12 protein-coding genes are annotated in these 18,309 nt (G+C 46.9%); 7 read left to right on the top strand and 5 right to left on the bottom strand.

Going from position 1 to position 18,309, the window contains the following annotated elements:
* Positions 1–46: 46 nt before the first annotated feature.
* Positions 47–5,248: an S-layer homology domain-containing protein gene (locus tag AB4111_RS03200; RefSeq protein WP_442030425.1), complete on the top strand. Its 5,202-nt coding sequence runs from the start codon at positions 47–49 to the stop codon at positions 5,246–5,248.
* Positions 5,249–5,415: 167 nt separating this feature from the next.
* On the opposite strand, the gene AB4111_RS03195 is transcribed toward AB4111_RS03200, so the two are convergent.
* The gene (locus AB4111_RS03195) at positions 5,416–5,976 is read right to left on the bottom strand and encodes an NAD(P)H oxidoreductase (RefSeq protein WP_091016753.1); all 561 of its coding nucleotides are present in this window, start codon (positions 5,974–5,976) and stop codon (positions 5,416–5,418) included.
* A 188-nt stretch (positions 5,977–6,164) separates the two neighbouring features.
* On the opposite strand from AB4111_RS03195, the gene AB4111_RS03190 reads away from it, so the two are divergent.
* The 4 genes from AB4111_RS03190 (at position 6,165) to AB4111_RS03175 (ending at position 11,371) form a co-directional block, all read left to right on the top strand.
* The gene (locus AB4111_RS03190) at positions 6,165–6,542 is read left to right on the top strand and encodes a winged helix-turn-helix transcriptional regulator (RefSeq protein ID WP_442031567.1); all 378 of its coding nucleotides are present in this window, start codon (positions 6,165–6,167) and stop codon (positions 6,540–6,542) included.
* A 217-nt stretch (positions 6,543–6,759) separates the two neighbouring features.
* Positions 6,760–8,595 (top strand): assimilatory sulfite reductase (NADPH) flavoprotein subunit, encoded by a 1,836-nt coding sequence (locus AB4111_RS03185; RefSeq protein WP_442030423.1) that lies wholly within the window; start codon positions 6,760–6,762, stop codon positions 8,593–8,595.
* Positions 8,596–8,651: 56 nt separating this feature from the next.
* Positions 8,652–10,373 (top strand): assimilatory sulfite reductase (NADPH) hemoprotein subunit, encoded by a 1,722-nt coding sequence (gene cysI, locus AB4111_RS03180; protein WP_442030421.1) that lies wholly within the window; start codon positions 8,652–8,654, stop codon positions 10,371–10,373.
* 278 nt (positions 10,374–10,651) lie between these two features.
* Positions 10,652–11,371 carry a YebC/PmpR family DNA-binding transcriptional regulator gene (locus AB4111_RS03175; RefSeq protein WP_442031566.1) on the top strand — a complete coding sequence of 240 codons (720 nt, stop codon included), beginning with the start codon at positions 10,652–10,654 and terminating at the stop codon, positions 11,369–11,371.
* An 81-nt stretch (positions 11,372–11,452) separates the two neighbouring features.
* On the opposite strand, the gene AB4111_RS03170 is transcribed toward AB4111_RS03175, so the two are convergent.
* The 4 genes from AB4111_RS03170 to AB4111_RS03155 form a co-directional block, all read right to left on the bottom strand.
* A complete protein-coding gene (locus AB4111_RS03170; protein WP_442030419.1) occupies positions 11,453–11,959 on the bottom strand; it encodes a DMT family transporter in 507 nt (168 codons plus the stop codon).
* A gap of 14 nt (positions 11,960–11,973) precedes the next feature.
* Complete coding sequence (locus tag AB4111_RS03165) at positions 11,974–12,672, bottom strand: helix-turn-helix domain-containing protein (protein ID WP_442030417.1); 699 nt, start codon at positions 12,670–12,672, stop codon at positions 11,974–11,976.
* Between the two features lie 34 nt (positions 12,673–12,706).
* Complete coding sequence (locus tag AB4111_RS03160) at positions 12,707–13,132, bottom strand: DMT family transporter (RefSeq protein ID WP_442030415.1); 426 nt, start codon at positions 13,130–13,132, stop codon at positions 12,707–12,709.
* Between the two features lie 529 nt (positions 13,133–13,661).
* On the bottom strand, positions 13,662–14,459 hold the full coding sequence (locus tag AB4111_RS03155; RefSeq protein ID WP_442030413.1) for a Nif3-like dinuclear metal center hexameric protein: 798 nt from the start codon (positions 14,457–14,459) through the stop codon (positions 13,662–13,664).
* Positions 14,460–14,806: 347 nt separating this feature from the next.
* Here AB4111_RS03155 and AB4111_RS03150 point away from each other — a divergent pair, with 347 nt between their 5' ends.
* Together AB4111_RS03150 and AB4111_RS03145 are read left to right on the top strand one after the other, a co-directional pair.
* Entirely contained in the window at positions 14,807–15,403 is a 597-nt protein-coding gene (locus AB4111_RS03150) for a biliverdin-producing heme oxygenase (protein ID WP_442030411.1), read from the top strand.
* Positions 15,404–15,632: 229 nt separating this feature from the next.
* On the top strand, positions 15,633–18,173 hold the full coding sequence (locus tag AB4111_RS03145; protein ID WP_442030409.1) for a diguanylate cyclase domain-containing protein: 2,541 nt from the start codon (positions 15,633–15,635) through the stop codon (positions 18,171–18,173).
* Positions 18,174–18,309 lie beyond the last annotated feature (136 nt).

Genomic DNA, 18,309 nt, shown 5'->3' with positions numbered 1-18,309 from the left:
ACAAGAACCATGCTTTCATCTTTCACGCCAAAGGAGAGAATGAACATTGGATAAACTCAGGAAACCCATGATATTCATGTTATCTGCAACACTTGCGCTGTCTTCCGGACCGTTGATGCTGCCGAGTAAAGCGTATGCCGATCTGGGTAGTATACCCGCCACGTTGCTGCAGGACGATTTTTCGGATGGGGAATACACCGAAGCACCTGCGTGGAACGTAAGCTCAGGCAACTGGGAAGTGTTCGCTGACCCGACAGATGCGTCCAACTCCACGCTTTTCCAGAGCGATACCAATGAAGGCATCATCTCTACTGGAGACTCCATGTCGGACATGACCGTGTCCATGCGCTTTTACACGGGAGCCGGTCAGGGGTATCCGGGAATATTGCCGCGGTTTCAGGATAAGAGCAACTTTTACTATTTTCAAATGCAGGTTCCCAATAATAAACTCGTTTTCTCCAAACGGGTGAACGGATCAGATACAACTTTGAAAACGGTGGACTATGCATTTGCCAAAAATACATGGTATACCCTCAAAGTGGTGTTATCAGGTAGCACCATTCGAGGGTATATCACCGAAAACGGCTCCGACCGGTTGATATTCGATCTGGTCGATCCTACATACGGTTCAGGTACCGTGGGCATTCGGAATAAGTGGCAATCGGTACATGTAGATGACGTGACCATTGCCGAGCGACCGCCTGAGAACGATATTCAGCTCTCTATTGCTGAGCAGACGGCGTCTTCAGTTTCCTTGCAATGGTCTGAACTCGTGGGTGCATCAGGCTATCGCCTGTACCGTTCCTCTACGCCTGAAGACGGTTATTCCCTGGTAACCAACACCGGAACTGTGGGATACACAGATGAAGGATTAAGCGGGGATACGGTCTACTATTACAAGCTTGCCTATGAATACGGAGGATTAACTGAATCCTTGTGGTCTGCGCCGCTGGAAGTACGAACTACAGCGACGGCCCCTCAAGCTCCGAGCGAATTGAAGGCCGAAGCACTCAACGCAACGAGCGTGAAGTTATCTTGGTCCGCCATGGACAAGTCAATTGGTTATCGTGTGGTTCGGGCCGAAGCTGGCAGTGAGCAATACGAGCAGATCTATGAAGGGAAGGGGCTCACTTATACAGATCAGGAGCTTGAGCCGGGTACCAGCTACAGCTATCGCGTAATAGCCTTCAATGCGGCTGGTGAGTCAGCTGCCACCGTTGCAGAAGCCACTACGTACTCCATTGATTCTCCCACAGAGTTCGCTGTCACAGCTGTGACGGATACATCCATCTCTCTGGGGTGGAATGCCCTTACTGGATCTGATGTAACGTATACGCTCTCCAGGTCTACCAGTGCTGCGGGTACGTATCAGCAGGTCTACAGTGGGAATGAAAGCACCTTTAACGATAGTGGTCTGACGATGGGCACAGGATATTTTTACATCATTCAGGCGACCGTGGACGGCGTAACTTCTCCAGCATCCGCACCGTTGGGTGTTGCCACAGTTCGCACAAGCATTACACCAGGGCAATTGTGGCCAGATCTGGATGGGAAGCCGATTGATGCGCATGGTGCTGGCTTTTTCTACGATGAACAGACGGAGACCTATTACTGGTATGGCGAATATCATAAGGGCGGCTGGCCAGCGGTTGGTGTGCGTGTGTATTCTTCCAAGGATCTAATGAACTGGACAGATGAGGGCATGGCTCTATCGACACTTCAATCCATGGATGATTTTGACAATGACCCTTTGATCTCCAAATTGTATGCGGGGCGTGAGGACCGCGTGGATATCTGGGCAGATATTCGCAAAGGACGGATCATTGAACGACCAAAGGTCATCTACAACGACAAAACAAAGAAATACGTGATGTGGGCTCACATGGATGGTGATAAGGACCCTTATAACGATAATGCGAACTACGGTAAGGCGCGCGCCGGTTATGCGATCAGCGACTCTCCAACTGGACCTTTTGTGTATCAGAAGAGTTACCGGATGGACAGAACTCCGGAAGGGGAGAAGGATTACTTCCCAAGTGATAAGGGCATGGCACGTGACATGACGTTGTTCAAGGATGATGACGGCACCGGTTATCTGATCTACTCCAGCGAAGAAAACCTGACGCTCTATATCTCCAAACTGAACGAAGACTATAGTGACGTAACAGGGTGGCATAAGGAAGGACGAACGGATGATAAAGGCAATCCGGTACGTGATTCGACCTATCAGGCTGAGTATGGCGTAGATTACGTGCGTGTGTTCCCGGGAGGGCAACGCGAAGCACCAGCGATGTTCAAGTATCAAGGGAAATATTATATTTTGACTTCCGGAGCTTCCGGCTGGGCCCCTAACGAAAACAAAGTGACGGTGGCGGATAACATTTTTGGCCCGTGGTCAACGCAGACCAATCCGTTCGTGCGCACATTGCCAAGTGATCCCGATCCAGGCAAGGCATTTGGCACACAGACCACATCCGTCATTCCGGTCGATTCGGAAAAAGGCAAGTTCATTTACGTGGGGGATACGTGGAATGGTGGCAATTTCTCGAATGATGCTGCAAAATACGTGTTCTTGCCCATTGAGTTTGGAATAGGCTCCGACATCGCGATCAAGTGGTATAACAGTTGGACACCGGATCTGCTGAATTCGATGGGCAAGGTGGATATTGCTGATCCATTGCCAGAAGCCGTGCCGCTTGACAAAGTACCATCCTTGCCAACGACATTGAACGTACGCGACGGTGGTGAACTGGTGTCAACACCAGCAGTATGGACGATTGATAACCGGGCCATGACGGTAGAAGATTTTGCTAAGCCAGGACCGCTCACGTTACAGGTAACGACACCGGAATATAACAACAAAAAGCAGGCGGTTCGTGTAAATGTCATTCCGGAGAATACACTATATTTTGTGAACAGCGGGGGTTACGAAACGGCTGATTACAGTCTCATAGGTGCTTATATGAAGGGAACACTTGCGAACCCGGGAGCGGCCGATCAGATGTACGTTCCGGCTGAGGGAAGTAATTGGGGTTATGTCAGCGCAGATGCACTGCCATCCGGTTCGAATGGTGGGGATATATTCTCGACCGTACGTTATCTGAACGGTGGCAATATCAGCAATTCTCCTAAAGGCACAGACTTATCCTACAGATTTGATGTACCGAACGGAACATATGATGTGTACGCCGGATTCAACGATCCTTGGACGAATGCATCGCGCAGAGCCAATTTCATCATCAATGGCACCAATACCGGGGCCGTTACGTTTACACCCGCCAGTGTTAGAGCCCACAAAGGCATCAGTGTGTCGGACAACAAACTGGAGTTGACCGTGCGCAATACGGCATCGCAGGACCCGATGATTAGTTGGATTATGATCGTTAAGCCAGATGCTACACCACCTGTTAATGACAGTGCTGGTCTCAATGCGGATGCGGTGGATTCAATGAGCGCAACGCTTCACTGGGATGCTCATCTTGGTGCAGCAAGCTACAAGCTCTACCGCTCAGATCGCGAACAAGGTGAGTACAAGGTGGTCTATAACGGCAATGGACGGGAGTACACGGACAGTGAACTGAACCCCGGCAGTGAATATTATTACAAAGTGGAAGCTTTGGATGCGACAGGGCACTCCGTGAGAGGTATATCTTCCGCTTATCAGGTGCATACAGCTCAGCAGACTGCTGCCGATGTAGCTACAAGCATTACGGCACTGGAACAGCCTTCCGCAGGTGCGAAAAAACTGAAATTACCATCCGTACCGCAAGGTTTCACGGTGAAGATCGCTTCCAGTTCGGTACCGTCCGTCATTCAGACTGATGGAACAATTGTCCCACCATCTAAGGAAACAACAGTAACACTGGAGTTGGAAATTAATCGAAGTTCTGACGACACAAGAGCCTTGACTGTACCTTTGACGGTGAAGGTGCCTGCGTCTGTTTCTTCCCCCGGAGGATCGGACCCTGGTTCGGGTAGCAACCCAGGCGGCAATTCCGGTGGAAATTCAGGGAATAGTTCTGGTTCAAGCAACAATGGCGGTGCAGGGAATGCTGTACCACAACCTAAACCGGAGAAAGACCGTTCTGTTCTGGAGTTGCAGGGACACTCTGACCAGAAGGGTGTAGTGCAGTCCAACGTGGATGCTTCAACGATTAAAGATGCTTTTAAAGTTGCCCCCGTAACAGTAGCGGGTCAGCGCTTGGTCGAACTTCGGTTGAAGCCGGTTTCGGGAGCAACGGCATATGAAGTATCTCTCCCTACCTCTGCGTTGATAGCTCAGGATGAGTCTCATGTATTCAACATAGCTACAGAGCTGGGCATGTTGGAGCTTCCTGCGACACTGTTAACGAAGGACATCGTTGGTGATGGAATGGCATCCATCCGATTGGTCAGAACAGAGTTACCAAAAACAGTCGCAGATCAGCTTGGCACGCAGTATGGAGTCCAGCTTGAACTTCAACTGGATGGTCAACCATGGCCATCGGAAAGCAAGTTGAACCTTCGTCTGCCTTACCAATTAACGCCAAATGCTCAGCAGGATCGGATTGTAGCATTTGCCATTGGCGCGAACGGCGTGGCAACGCCATTACCGCAAAGTTACTACGATTCGAACAGCGGGCAACTTGTATTTTCGGTAACGCCATCCACAGGAAATTATGCTGTTGTATCAGTGGAGCAGACATTCAAAGATCTTGCAGAAGTGGAGTGGGCCAAGAAAGCGATGGAGGCATTGGCTGTCCGAGGTGTGATTGATGCCAAGGCAAGTGATGATTCCACAGAGTTGCATCCAAAACAGGAGATGACCCGAGGCCAATACATGCAATGGTTGATGACTGCGCTCGGCTTGAATGCTTCTTCCGGGAATGCGTTCACTGATGTAAACGAAAAGGCTCCGTACTACGAAGCAGTTACAGCTGCGCGTTCACTAGGTATCACTAGTGGTACTGGTGACGGGCGCTTCCTGCCAGAGTCCACGATCACTCGTCAGGAGATGATGACGTTGACAGTTAGAGCGCTTGCAGCCGCTGGTCTGGTTGACGCCGAGACGACTGCAACGGATAACCTCACTCGTTTCCGTGATGCTTCCGAGATTCGTTCCTATGCCCGGGATAGTGTAGCTTTACTTGTGGATCTGGGCATCGCCCATGGGTACAACGGTGAGGTGAAACCACTTGATGAAGCGACACGAGCCGAATCGGCTACGCTGCTTTATGCGATGATGAGCAAGCTGGTATGGAATAAATGATGTTACACCAGAATCGTAGCGTGTGAAAAAGAAGGCTTACTCTGACCTAGAACTCAGGTTGGAGTAAGCCTTCTTGATTATGCGCCTGCCATGGGGAGAGTTGGTTACTCAACGAACGAGTAACTTCCTATGCTTTTGCAGTAGTTAATTGTAATGTCAGTGCTTTGTTAATTGTAGTTTTTGCCGATTTGATAGGCTTGTTCCAGCAAGCCTTCGATATGTTCTTTGGATTCTGAGATCGTTTCATAGAGAAATTCGACTCGGGATTCTTGCATTCTTGCATAACCCGCGATCCCGTTATTCAGATAATTGGAGATCATGTTGTAATAGTCGTATTTATGGAATGAAGCCTCCGTTCCCCCGGCTAGTGCAATCCACAGTGCCTTTTTGGAGTTTGCCTTGTTTAGCAGCCCCATATTCCATACCTTGTCCAGATAAGCTTTAAGCATGGAGGGAACGTTATACCACCAGATCGGGAAAACAAATACAATGGCATCAGCCGCAAGCACACGATCCAGCTCTTTGCGAATCACAGGGGCATGCTGTTTATCGGGATTTTGCCAGTCTCGCTCATCTTCTACGCCATATAATGGATCGAATCCGTCATGATATAGATCGAGGATATCAATTTCATGGGAATTCTCCTGCATACCTTCTATAAAACGATTCATCACGGCAAATGTTAGGGAATCCTGTCTTGGGTGAGTAACGACCAGTTTAACTTTCATGTAGGAGTAACCATCCTTTTTTCTTTTTTTTTGGTTAAACATTCTGACCAATGTTATTATAAGATTCATGATATCTTCTTGAGAAGTACGCACCTTCGAGTGCTGTAGATACCTTGAGGTTCTTCGGTTACTTTTAATAATAGGTATACATATATGTGAATTATGGGGGAGTACAAGTGGAACAAGAAATGAAAAAATATGAGAGTGGTGTGCAGGCGATGCTGGAACTGGTCGGTGGAAAATGGAGGATTCTTATTCTGCATCAGCTGATATCAGGTAAAAAACGAACAAGCGAACTTCGCAGGGCCATTCCTGGCATTACCCAGAAGGTCCTTACCCAGCAGCTTCGTGATTTGGAAAAGAATGAAATCATCCATCGAATTATTCATCCTGAGATTCCGCCCAAGGTAGAGTATGAGCTGACCGAATATGGCCTGACACTACAGGACATCATTGATCGCATATGTCTGTGGGGAGAAAATCATTTGGACAGAGTATACGGAGATAAAAGCAGCGTGCTGGGAGATCATTTTAGTGACTATATTCCACTTTCAACTTCAACTTGAGCTGGCCGTGCAATTAAAATAAAACAAAACCGTCCTTGAATTGAAAAGGAGGGTTTTTGTTGTTTTTTGTCCTTTATCAGCGAAACTGATAAATGCTATAAAATCATTGAAATTGACCCTCAACACCCGGTGTGTTAGGTTTTAGAGAGAAGAAATTAAATTAATGTGATGATTTTAGTCGGAATTAAAATCGAAGCAATGCGCGAGGTGGCAAACAGTGGAACTTCAAGTGACAAATAGCCCTTTTAATCAAGAACAAGTTGAACTGCTTAATCGTCTTATTCCTACATTAACCGATGGACAACGGACTTGGTTGAGCGGATATATTGCAGCAATTCAGGCAAGCGCAACAATAGCGGCTCCTGCTAACCTGGTACAGGCTGCACCAACTACAGGTATTGCACCAGTCAGTGCTGCGCCAGTATCTCGTGAAGTTACCGTGCTTTTCGGTTCACAAACCGGGAATTCCAGCGGCCTATCGAAGAAGCTGGCCAAGAAACTTGAAGAGCAAGGCCTACAGGTAACGTTGTCATCGATGGGAGATTTCAAACCGAACGGACTCAAGAAAATTGAAAATCTCCTCATCATCGTCAGTACGCATGGCGAGGGAGAACCGCCGGATAATGCGATTCCTTTACATGAATTCCTGAACAGCAAACGGGCTCCGAAGCTCGAAGGGCTTCGTTACTCGGTGTTGGCTCTGGGAGATACCTCCTACGAGTTCTTTTGTCAGACAGGTAAAGACTTTGATAAACGATTGCAGGAATTGGGAGGTACAGCTCTTGTACCACGCGTGGACTGTGATGTTGATTTTGATGAACCGGCTGCGGAGTGGATGAATGAAGTATTGGCATCCCTAAGCAGTACATCTGCCGCTGCGAGCACGGTAACTACTGAGGCTGTTACAGCTGCGGTGAGCGGCGGGGAATCCGAATATGATCGTACGAACCCATTCAAGGCTGAAGTGCTGGAGAATCTCAATCTGAATGGCAGAGGATCGGACCGTGAAACACGCCACATTGAATTGTCTTTGGAAGGCTCCAGCCTGGACTACGAGCCCGGTGACAGCCTTGGAGTATTCCCTGAGAATCACCCGCGCCTTGTCGATGAATTGATTGCGGCCATGGGTTGGAATGCCGATGAGCGCGTGACCGTGAATAAAAACGGGGATCAGGCATCTGTGTACGAAGCGTTGCTGCGTTATTTTGAAATTACAGCGGTGACGAAACCGGTCGTGGAACAACTTGCGAAACTGAATCCTGGGAGTGGCCTGACTGCGTTACTCGCAGATGAATCCGAATTCCGCACAGTTATGAATAGCTGTGATCTGCTGGATCTGGTTCAGGATTATAACTTGAAAGGTATTCCTGCTGCAGAATTCGTAGCTGTTCTTCGCAAAATTCCGGCACGTCTGTATTCGATAGCAAGTAGTTCGAAGTCTTTCCCGGATGAAGTTCATCTTACCGTTCGTACGGTTCGTTATGAAGCGCGTGGCAGAGAACGTTACGGTGTATGCTCGGTACATCTGGCTGAACGAATCGAAGCTGGCGACACCCTGCCTGTATATATACAACATAACCCGAATTTCAAGCTTCCTGAGAATCCGGATACGCCGATCATCATGGTTGGCCCAGGTACAGGTGTAGCGCCGTTCAGATCTTTCCTTGGTGAGCGTGAAGAAACAGGAGCAGAGGGCAAGACATGGCTGTTCTACGGAGATCAGCATTTCTCCACCGACTTCTTATACCAGACGGAATGGCAGCGTTGGCTCAAAGATGGTGTACTCACGAAGATGGATGTAGCCTTCTCACGTGATACGGAACAGAAAGTATATGTACAGCATCGTATGCTGGAACACAGCAAAGAACTGTACCAGTGGCTTCAGGAAGGTGCAAGCGTATATATCTGTGGTGACGAGAAAAAAATGGCACATGATGTGCATGCTGCGCTCATCACGATTCTTGAACAAGAAGGTGGCTTATCACCTGAGCAGGCATCGGAATATCTGACACGGTTGCAGCAGGAGAAACGTTATCAGCGGGACGTCTATTAATTATTACCGGCTTAGCCGAATTGCACCGTCCCGCAGAGACGAGAGGAGAAAGCAGCATGGTTTATAATAACTTACTTAACCCACAGCGCATGAATAGCGATGTGGAAGATATAAAGATCAAAAGTGATTACTTGCGCGGAAGTCTGACCGAAACGTTGGCTGATCGCATCACGGGTGCAATTCCAGAGGACGACAATCGTCTGATGAAGCACCACGGCAGTTATATGCAGGATGATCGTGACCTGCGTAATGAGCGTCACAAGTCCAAGCTGGAACCTGCATATCAATTTATGTTGCGTGTACGTGCTTCCGGTGGGATTGTAACCCCTGAGCAGTGGTTGATGATGGACAGAGTGGCACATAAATATGCGAATCAGACCATTCGTCTGACCACACGTCAGTCTTTCCAACTGCATGGTGTACTGAAGTGGGATCTTAAGAACACCATTCGCGAAGTAAACGATTCGTTGCTAAGCACACTGGCTGCATGTGGTGACGTAAACCGTAACGTGATGTGTAACCCGAATCCAAATCAATCCGATGTGCATGCTGAAGTGTATGAGTGGGCATGTCAGGTGAGCAATCATCTGGACCCTCGCACGCGGGCTTATCATGAGCTGTGGCTGGATGGCGAGAAAGTGATTGATTCCCAGGACTCTGACGAAGAAGTTGAACCCATCTATGGCAAAGTGTATTTGCCACGTAAGTTCAAGATTGGTATTGCTGTACCACCATCCAATGATGTGGATGTCTATTCACAGGATCTAGGTTTTATTGCTATTGTGGAGAACGGCAAGCTGCAAGGCTTCAACGTTTCCGTTGGCGGCGGCATGGGCATGTCTCATGGTGACCCCAAAACCTATCCTCAGGTGTCTAAAGTCATTGGTTTCTGTACTCCGGAGCAAATGATTGATGTCGCTGAGAAAACAGTCATGATTCAGCGTGATTATGGAGATCGTGCCGTTCGTAAACACGCTCGTTTCAAATATACGCTGGATGATCGCGGTGTGGAGTGGTTTGTCGAAGAACTGACCAGCCGTCTGGGATGGAAATTGGATGCGGCACGTCCGTATCATTTTGAGACGAACGGAGACCGGTATGGTTGGGTAAAAGGCAATAATGGCAGATGGCACTACACGCTGTTCATTCAAAATGGACGTGTCAAGGATGTGGATGGATATCCTCTCATGACGGGTTTACGTGAAATTGCCAAAGTGCATACGGGTGATTTCCGTCTGACTGCCAATCAAAATCTGATCATTGGTAACGTTAGCAGCCAGAAGAAGAAAAAGATTGAAGCACTCATTCAGCAGTATAACCTGACCGATGGGGCACATTACTCTGCGCTGCGCAGAAGTTCGATGGCGTGTGTTGCGCTTCCGACCTGTGGCCTTGCAATGGCTGAATCCGAACGTTACTTGCCGTCTCTAATCGACAAACTGGAGCCTGTACTGGACGAAGCCGGGCTGAGAGACGAAGAGATTGTCATTCGCATGACAGGCTGCCCGAACGGATGTGCAAGACCGATGCTGGCCGAGATTTCATTTATCGGTAAAGCACCAGGCAAATACAATATGTATCTTGGTGGCAGCTTCACTGGCCATCGCCTGAATAAACTGTACAAAGAAAACATTGGCGAAACCGAGATTCTGGACACGTTGACGCCAATGGTGAACCAATATGCCAAAGAGCGCTATGAAGGTGAACATTTCGGAGACTTTGTCATTCGTGCAGGCTATGTTCCTGAAGTGTTGGATGGTCGACAATTTCACGCTTAATTGACCGGGTAAGATGAACTGAAGTTAGGACTGATTTAGGGACGGAAGCATTCCTTATGGGGTGCTTCTTGTTTGTTATATATGGAGTGAGTAGAGGTAATGTTAGTTGTTGCTGAGAGATTATGAGAGGATAAACTGAGGCTAATCTTCAAATGGAGATGGATAATCACCGCAGTTACTCCCAGTTTTTCGTAGGTATTAACTTGTTGAAGTACGCTCAACAAGATATAATGGCATAGTAGAAAGCAGATTACATGTTGAAAGTGAGCGGAAACGATATGGGTCGTAAGTGGAATAATATCAAGGAAAAAAAAGCTTCAAAAGATGCAAATACGAGCCGGGTCTACGCTAAATTCGGCGTTGAGATCTATGTAGCTGCCAAGAAGGGCGAACCGGACCCGGAAGCGAACCGTGCACTGAAAGTCGTGCTGGAACGTGCCAAAACGTATAATGTACCCAAAGCCATTATTGATCGTGCAATGGAAAAAGCAAAAGGCAGCGGGGATGAGAACTATGAAGAGTTGCGTTACGAAGGCTTCGGACCGAACGGTGCGATGGTCATCGTGGATGCACTTACCAACAACGTCAATCGTACAGCGCCGGAAGTACGCTCTGCGTTTAACAAAAACGCTGGAAACATGGGTGTCAGCGGTTCTGTTGCTTACATGTTTGATCCTACAGCGGTTATCGGTGTAGAAGGCAAGAATTCCGAGGAAGTACTTGAACTTCTGCTTGAAGCAGACGTAGATGTACGTGATATCGTGGATGAAGACGAAGCTGTCATCGTATATGCAGAACCGGATCAATTCCACGCTGTACAGGAAGCATTCAAAGCAGCCGGTATTACGGAGTTCACCGTAGCCGAGCTGACGATGCTTGCACAGAACCATATTGAACTTCCAGAGGATGCACAAGCTCAGTTCGAGAAACTGATTGATGCGCTTGAAGACCTTGAAGATGTTCAACAGGTGTACCATAACGTAGAGTTTGCAGAGTAAGCTGCACGATACGTGGTTTGATTGCAAAAAAAGAGTGTCTGTCCAATCAGCGGGATTGGGAGACACTCTTTTTTGGTTATTTTAGGAGTTGGATTGCAGGGAGCCAGGCGACTTGTCGGATGTATCTGACGGATCTGATTTTTCCGATTTAGCCCCACCGAACTTAAACAACACAATTCCGCCGACAATGACAAGCACACCGAGCAGTTGATTCCACGAGAAAGGAATTTGCTCCAGACCTAGCCACCCCATGGAATCGAATAGGAGTGCAAAGCTCAGTTGGGATGTCAGCACGATCGAGATGGCATAGGTGGGACCAAGCAACTTCATGCCTTGCACGAGACAGAACACTACACCAACACCAATGGCTCCACTGATCCAGTACCAGGGTTGCATATGCTGAAAGCTGAATGTATTCTTGCCCTCCACGAGCAGAGAGATGAGGAACGAAGCAATGAATCCGGTGAAAAGTACCAGCGTTGTTGTGGACCATGAACCGGTGCGCTCATTGACTTTGCTATTAAATATCGTTTGCAGACTGACAAGTGCACCTGCCAAGAGCGCAAGCGAAATCCCTGTAATTAACATGGTTGTCGAACTCCTTATTCATAAATATTGTGACCTGCTATTTCACGTAGACCCGATCGATCTTTGATCATAATCAGTCCTTGATGTCGTTCGATTAATCCGTCTGCACAGAGTTTCTGGATGACCCTGTTCAGGTGTCTGTAACTGGTGCCGATCAGATTCGCGATGTCAGTCAGATTGAACGCGTCCAGATCTTCGTGAACGACGCTACCAGCTTCTTCTGTCGAAATGGAGAGCAGGTAGCTGGCTAGACGAACCTCCACTGGATACATCAGGTTGAAGTTGGAGAAGTTCGAGTCAATGTAGAATTTGTGTGAGATGATTTTGAGCAAAAATTTAAGTAAAGGTGCATAATCGCCGGCAAGCTCAGCGAGCCATTGATAATGAATACGAAGCATCACCACAGGTGACACGGCCTGAACCGTGTTGACAATATCGCTTTCACGGACATATTCAATGTCACCGACGACTTCAAGCGGTGTCTTGAAGCAAAGCACGAGCGTTTTGTCCTGAGCGGAGGTGGTAAAAATCTTGATTTTACCCTCGACCAACACGTATAAATATTCGGAGGCTTCCCCTTCACGACAAATCAGTTCACACTTCTCGAAGTGGCATAACGTCATATGGGGACGCAGGGGCTCGTGAAATACCTTTTCGAGTTGATATTGCTTCAGATAATATATTAATTGTTGCTCGTTATGGGTCTCTTCCACGCTGTTGTTCACCCCCGACTATATTCTCGAAAAGCTACAGTTTCATAATGATGACGCCTGTGATCATCAAGGCAATGCCCAGAAATTGGGGTAGTTTCATCTTTTGTTTCACCACGCCGAACCATCCGTTGCTATCCACCAGAAAAGTCAGGAACAGCTGAGCAATGAGCAGGGCCGAGATCGTGAACGTAACCCCAATTTGCTGAATGGCCGTCACTTCGCTGAATATAATGACTGCGCCAAAAGCACCTCCAGCCAGGTACATGGGTTTTACTTGTTTTAGTCCTTGAAGGTTGGTGTCTCTAACGAACACTAGGATCAGCGCCGCTAATATGAATCCTGTCAGTTGTGTAATCGTAGCGGCCTGCCATGTGCCCATGTCGGTGCTAATCCGAGTATTGGCAACACCTTGGAGCGTGATACACGCGCCGCCCAGTAAAGCAAAAATAATTCCTCTCATATGTACGCTCCTTATTCAATTACTTCGACTTCTATTTAATGATAAACTCACCCCAAACGCCAAGGACAAATGTCCTGAGCTTTGAAGTCACAGCATCTAGAGTACAATAAAGAACCCGGGAAATGCAGATAGGCATAAAGAGATGCGCGGCATATGTTGCGGAGTACTCATTTTACATCATAATCCTAACGAACCAGTGACACCCTATAATATTGATTCGATTGTATTGAGAAATCTAACGAACCTCGGCCACGTTAATTGGACTATGTTGGGTAGAAAGTAGCTAAATAACAGGGGAAATGGAGGAATAAGATTTCTATGATTCGTTAGTTGTGAAAACTGCAAATATTCGTTAAATAGAGTGTGTCAGGTTCATTAGCTATCCAAGAAACTATCCAAGAAATTATCCAAGAAATGAAAAGAGAGGCTGCCGACTCGCCCCGAAACGTTGAAAGTATACAAGCTCCGGGGTACGCCGGGCAATGAGTATAAAACTAGATCCTCTCCGTACAAAATCAAATCCATATTATTAGATTATAGTATACAAAGGCTTCTCGCCTACAAAACGAACAGGCAGTTGAGGAAAACGTCCTGCCAACCTGTCTGCCAATAGATTCATTCCCGGAGCCTCGCTCTCGGCATGTCCCATCATAATCAGTGCCTTGGACTTGCCTTGTTGCACAGCATCACGGATATATTCCGGTGTCTCCCATTCGAATCCTTCTCCAGCGATGACAAGATCCAATTGCTTGTTATGAATCAAGGGAATCGTCACAGGGCCATTGCCACGAAAACCTACCAATACCGCTGCGTGTCTACAGACTATTTCCGGATTGCCTGCAACGCGTACATAATCGATCCCAAGGCAACTTTTCACATGGTGAGCAATAGCTTGGACGGTTCTTCCTTCCGAAAAAGAAAGGATGTCTGCTTCCGGTAGACGTTGCTCCACATAAGAGGACCACCCCAAGGCCTGAATCAATCCTTCGGTAATGCCATCCGGTTGGAAGCGGTGGATGATATCATGACATCGATAGATGGAAATGCCTGCTTCGTCGATCAACGTCCTTTTGTCCGTATAAACCGAATCATTTACAAGCCAATCCGTATGACTGTGATGGTTATAGAACGGGGATTCATGCGCAATAATTAAGTTAGCACCTTGCTGTATGGCTTGTTCAATCACATATTGTGTGGGCATAAAAGCAATGATAATACCTGTGACCTTACAATCAAGTGAGCCGGTAATGAGCTGATCCACCGTGTTTTCTGGCAGTTCAATGTTATCTAAGAGATGAAGTACAACGTCTTGAACAGTAAGATCCATAGAATGCATTCCTCCAATGACAGGATATAAAAACAGTGTAGCATGTTGAGATCTGAAATCTACAACCTTCCAGATTATGGGGGTCATTTTTATTGTTTTCGGTTAATACTAAATCATACAGATTGCAGTAAGTTACTATAACAACGAAGAAAGGTGTTAACTCTGTGCTGATGTTGGATTCGTATAGTTTTCTCAAACAAGAATAAGTATACTTACATAGAGTCTTTATTGCATTAAATGAGCTGTTTGCAACGAACACGGTTTCTATTTCAATATATACTGAGATTCAGTTGATGATAAGCACTCATTGGCAACAACAGAACAGATTGTGAAAGGGGATAACTACGATGACAGCAACAACTATTATGGAACGTCTGAAGAGCGAGACAGCTCATTACCACAGACAAGTAGAACAGAACCCTTATGCGAAAGCCATTATGAATCAAACTGTGACTATAGAAGAATATAGAACATATTTAGAGAAATTTTATGGATTCCTCAAACCGTTGGAAGATCAGGCTGTACAGCAGCCTTTCTGGGGTAGTACGGGATTGGATATCGAGATTAGAGGCAAGGCTGGACTACTGGAGAAAGATCTGCACAATCTTGGTGCAAGTGAAGAGGAAGTTAGCCAACTTCCGCGCTGTAAAGAACTGCCGGATATTTCGACACCTGCCCGTTTGTTTGGATACCTGTATGTCATTGAGGGGTCCACGAACGGTGGACAGATCATGACCAAACGTTTGTCGCAGTTCCTACCCATTGAAGCTGATCGTGGATTGGAATATTTCAACGCCTATGGCTCAGAGACAAGAACAAGATGGAGCGAGTTTATGACATTGCTGCAGCAGTCCATCAGCAGTCCAGAAGATCATGACAACATGGTGCACAGTGCATCAGAGACATTCCGACTGCTGGATCAATGGATTAATACGGACAAGTAATTAAAAGAAATCTATATAAGTTGAACTAATCATTTACACCTAACGGAGAGGACAGAAAAAACCTGGAAAAGCGAAGCGTTCGCCTTTATAACCGGATTTTTCCTTTAGAAAAGGGAATCGATAAAATCTGGGGATAACAGCGATTGGAAGGTTATTCTGTCATCGTAGTGCAATGTAAATAATCATTATTTCAACTTATATAACATCATGAGAGGGGATTTTCCTGGCCATGGCCGAACCGAAGTCCAAGAAAGAACAAAATTTGTTGAACCGCACATTGCTTCATCAGGGAACATACACAAATGATCCGATAGATCTGAATAACTGTGATAAAGAACCGATTCATATCCCCGGCTTTATTCAACCTCATGGTGTTCTTTTGGCCATCAATACCAGTCTTACGCCAACCATTGTTCAGTGTAGTCAAAATACGGAGGACCATCTGGGCATTGCCTATGAGGATATTCTGGGCATGCCTTTGGAGAACCTGATTGGCGAGAAAGAAGTAAGCAAACTGTTGGGTAGCAGCTTCAATGCGGATGTCACCTCTGACCTGCATTACATGGATCTAACCATTAAGGTATCCGGTGAGGAACGGGTCTTCTCTTCTGTTCTTCATGAGAGTGAAGGTCTGCTCATTCTGGAGATCGAACCTTTTTATGAAAAAGAGGACGTGGAGACCACTGACTTTGAGTGGATATCCCGATTTTTCGGCCGGATGAAAAGCACAGACAGTCGCGTGGAGGCAAGTCAGATTGCAGCTGAACAGGTGAAGGAAATGCTCGGTTACGACCGGGTGATGATCTATGAGTTTGATGAGCAATGGAATGGTAAAGTTATTGCTGAAGCGCGTGAACAAGAACTCGAACCATTCCTGGGACATCACTATCCGGCATCGGATATACCGAAACAGGCTCGGGAGTTGTATCTTCGCAATTGGCTGCGGACTATTGTAAATGTAAATTATAAACCCGTCGAGATTGTGCCTATGCTACAACCGCTCACTGGCAAACCGCTGAATCTGAGTCTTTCGGTCCTGCGCAGCGTATCTCCACTTCATATCGAATATTTGCATAATATGGGTGTAGGTGCGACTGTAACGATCTCGCTCATTCATAACAATCAACTGTGGGGACTCATTACATGCCATCATTATTCGGCCAGATATGTACCCCATCGCGTACGGAATCTGTGCAATTTCCTGGGCGCGTTTTTCTCGAATGAATTGTTTCAGCGTCAGCAACTCGATGATTATCAATCCGAGATTCAATCCCGTGAAGCCGCTTCACGAATTGCCAACATTTTTATCGGAAACACAAGTCCTGCCCGAGTACTTGAGGAATTACAGGGAGAAGAAGAGACGGTGTTAAACCTGATGGATGCTGCCGGAGCAGCGATCTGTTACCAGGACAAGTTATTGTTATATGGTGAAACGCCAAACAGCGGCCAGATTCGTGAACTGGCAGGTTGGCTTGCAGGAAAGTCTGAGGATTACAGTTACTATACTTCGAAACTGAGTTCAGAGTATGAAACAGCCAAAGCTTATCCGGATAAGGCTTCTGGGGTTATTTATGTTGCCATTTCGCCTGGACAGCATAACTACATGATCTGGTTCCGACCTGAGGTTGTGCAGGTTGTCGATTGGGCGGGTGACCCAGCCAAAGCGGTGCTCAAGACGGATGACGGCATGCGATTGTCGCCTCGTAAATCATTCGAGAAATGGCGTGAGGTTGTAAAGTCAACTTCGTATCCATGGACTACGAAAGAGCTGAGTGTGTTACCTTTACTCAAAACCATTGTACGCCGGCAGACGGAGAATCAGTTGGTTCAGGCTGAAGAACAGGCGCTGCAGAATGCTCGTATTTTGCGACAAAATGAACAGCGTTATTTGCAGTTAATGGATTACTCGCCCGTGGCATTCTTTACTCTGACTGACGGTCAGATTATCTATTGTAATACAAAGGCTGCTGAGCTGCTCGGGTTCGAGAGTTCCAAAAACCTGATGGGCAAGGACTTCAGAGAATTTATACCTGACAAAACGAGAGTCACATTGCAACAGAATTTCGAGGAATTAAAGCACAATAACACAAGTTTAATTACCAGCCAGTCGTATTTCACCACAGCGGCAGGTACCTCATTGTTGCTTGAAATTACACTTGCTTCTGTTACACATGCGGGTAAGCCATCTGTTATGGTCCTGCTGCACAGCGGGGCGTCTCACCATGAACATGACAATTACACCGAAACGACGAGCCAGCTGCAAAATTACTTGAACACAGATCCGTTAACAGATATGCCGATTCAAACGGTGTTCAAGTCTCAGCTTCAGGATGACTGGGATGATTGTTTGCAGGAGAAATGCAGTCTGGGATTGCTCATTGTAGATATCGATGATTTCCGGTCATATAACGCGGCATACGGACTTCAGGGAGGCGATCTGTGTCTGCAATGGATCGGTGAGGTACTCACCGTGGTAAGTGAGCAGCACAATGCACTAATTTCCCGTCTTCGCGGAGGTACATTCATGTTGAAAATGAAGAGCACAACTCCTGAATATTCAGCGCAGCTTGCGGAAGAGATTAGACAACATGTTCTGGCTCTTCAGATCCAGCGAGAATCATCGGGTCCGAGTGGAATCGTCACGGTTAGTGTCGGGGGTGCAGTCCTGGTACCTGATGAGCAGTCAAGTGTATCGGATCTGATTGAAAAAGCCACTCAAGCGCTGGCCCAAGCCAAGAGTGAAGGGAAGAATCGCGCAATTGTAGTCTGATTTTAGGGCATGTAACCTTACTTCTTAACGAATACACCTGGATTATCAATATCATATGAATATGAACCAAAAGAGAGCAGAACTGCTCTCTTTTTTTGGTTTTAATAATGTGTTAATTTCATCACCGCAGACACAG

It is taken from the genome of Paenibacillus sp. 2KB_22 (assembly GCF_052115745.1).
GTDB lineage: Bacteria > Bacillota > Bacilli > Paenibacillales > Paenibacillaceae > Paenibacillus.
The sequence above is the reverse complement of the archived record's forward strand: the minus strand, read 5'-3'. Positions and strand labels throughout refer to the sequence as shown.

Excerpts from the sequence above, each read along its gene's own strand:
- AB4111_RS03145 (WP_442030409.1), top strand. The coding sequence starts at position 15,633 with ATGGCCGAACCGAAGTCCAAGAAAGAACAAAATTTGTTGAACCGCACA.
- AB4111_RS03160 (WP_442030415.1), bottom strand. The coding sequence starts at position 13,132 with ATGAGAGGAATTATTTTTGCTTTACTGGGCGGCGCGTGTATCACGCTC.
- AB4111_RS03195 (WP_091016753.1), bottom strand. The coding sequence starts at position 5,976 with ATGAAAGTTAAACTGGTCGTTACTCACCCAAGACAGGATTCCCTAACA.
- AB4111_RS03155 (WP_442030413.1), bottom strand. The coding sequence starts at position 14,459 with ATGGATCTTACTGTTCAAGACGTTGTACTTCATCTCTTAGATAACATT.
- AB4111_RS03150 (WP_442030411.1), top strand. The coding sequence starts at position 14,807 with ATGACAGCAACAACTATTATGGAACGTCTGAAGAGCGAGACAGCTCAT.
- AB4111_RS03175 (WP_442031566.1), top strand. The coding sequence starts at position 10,652 with ATGGGTCGTAAGTGGAATAATATCAAGGAAAAAAAAGCTTCAAAAGAT.
- AB4111_RS03190 (WP_442031567.1), top strand. The coding sequence starts at position 6,165 with ATGAAAAAATATGAGAGTGGTGTGCAGGCGATGCTGGAACTGGTCGGT.
- cysI (WP_442030421.1), top strand. The coding sequence starts at position 8,652 with ATGGTTTATAATAACTTACTTAACCCACAGCGCATGAATAGCGATGTG.
- AB4111_RS03170 (WP_442030419.1), bottom strand. The coding sequence starts at position 11,959 with ATGTTAATTACAGGGATTTCGCTTGCGCTCTTGGCAGGTGCACTTGTC.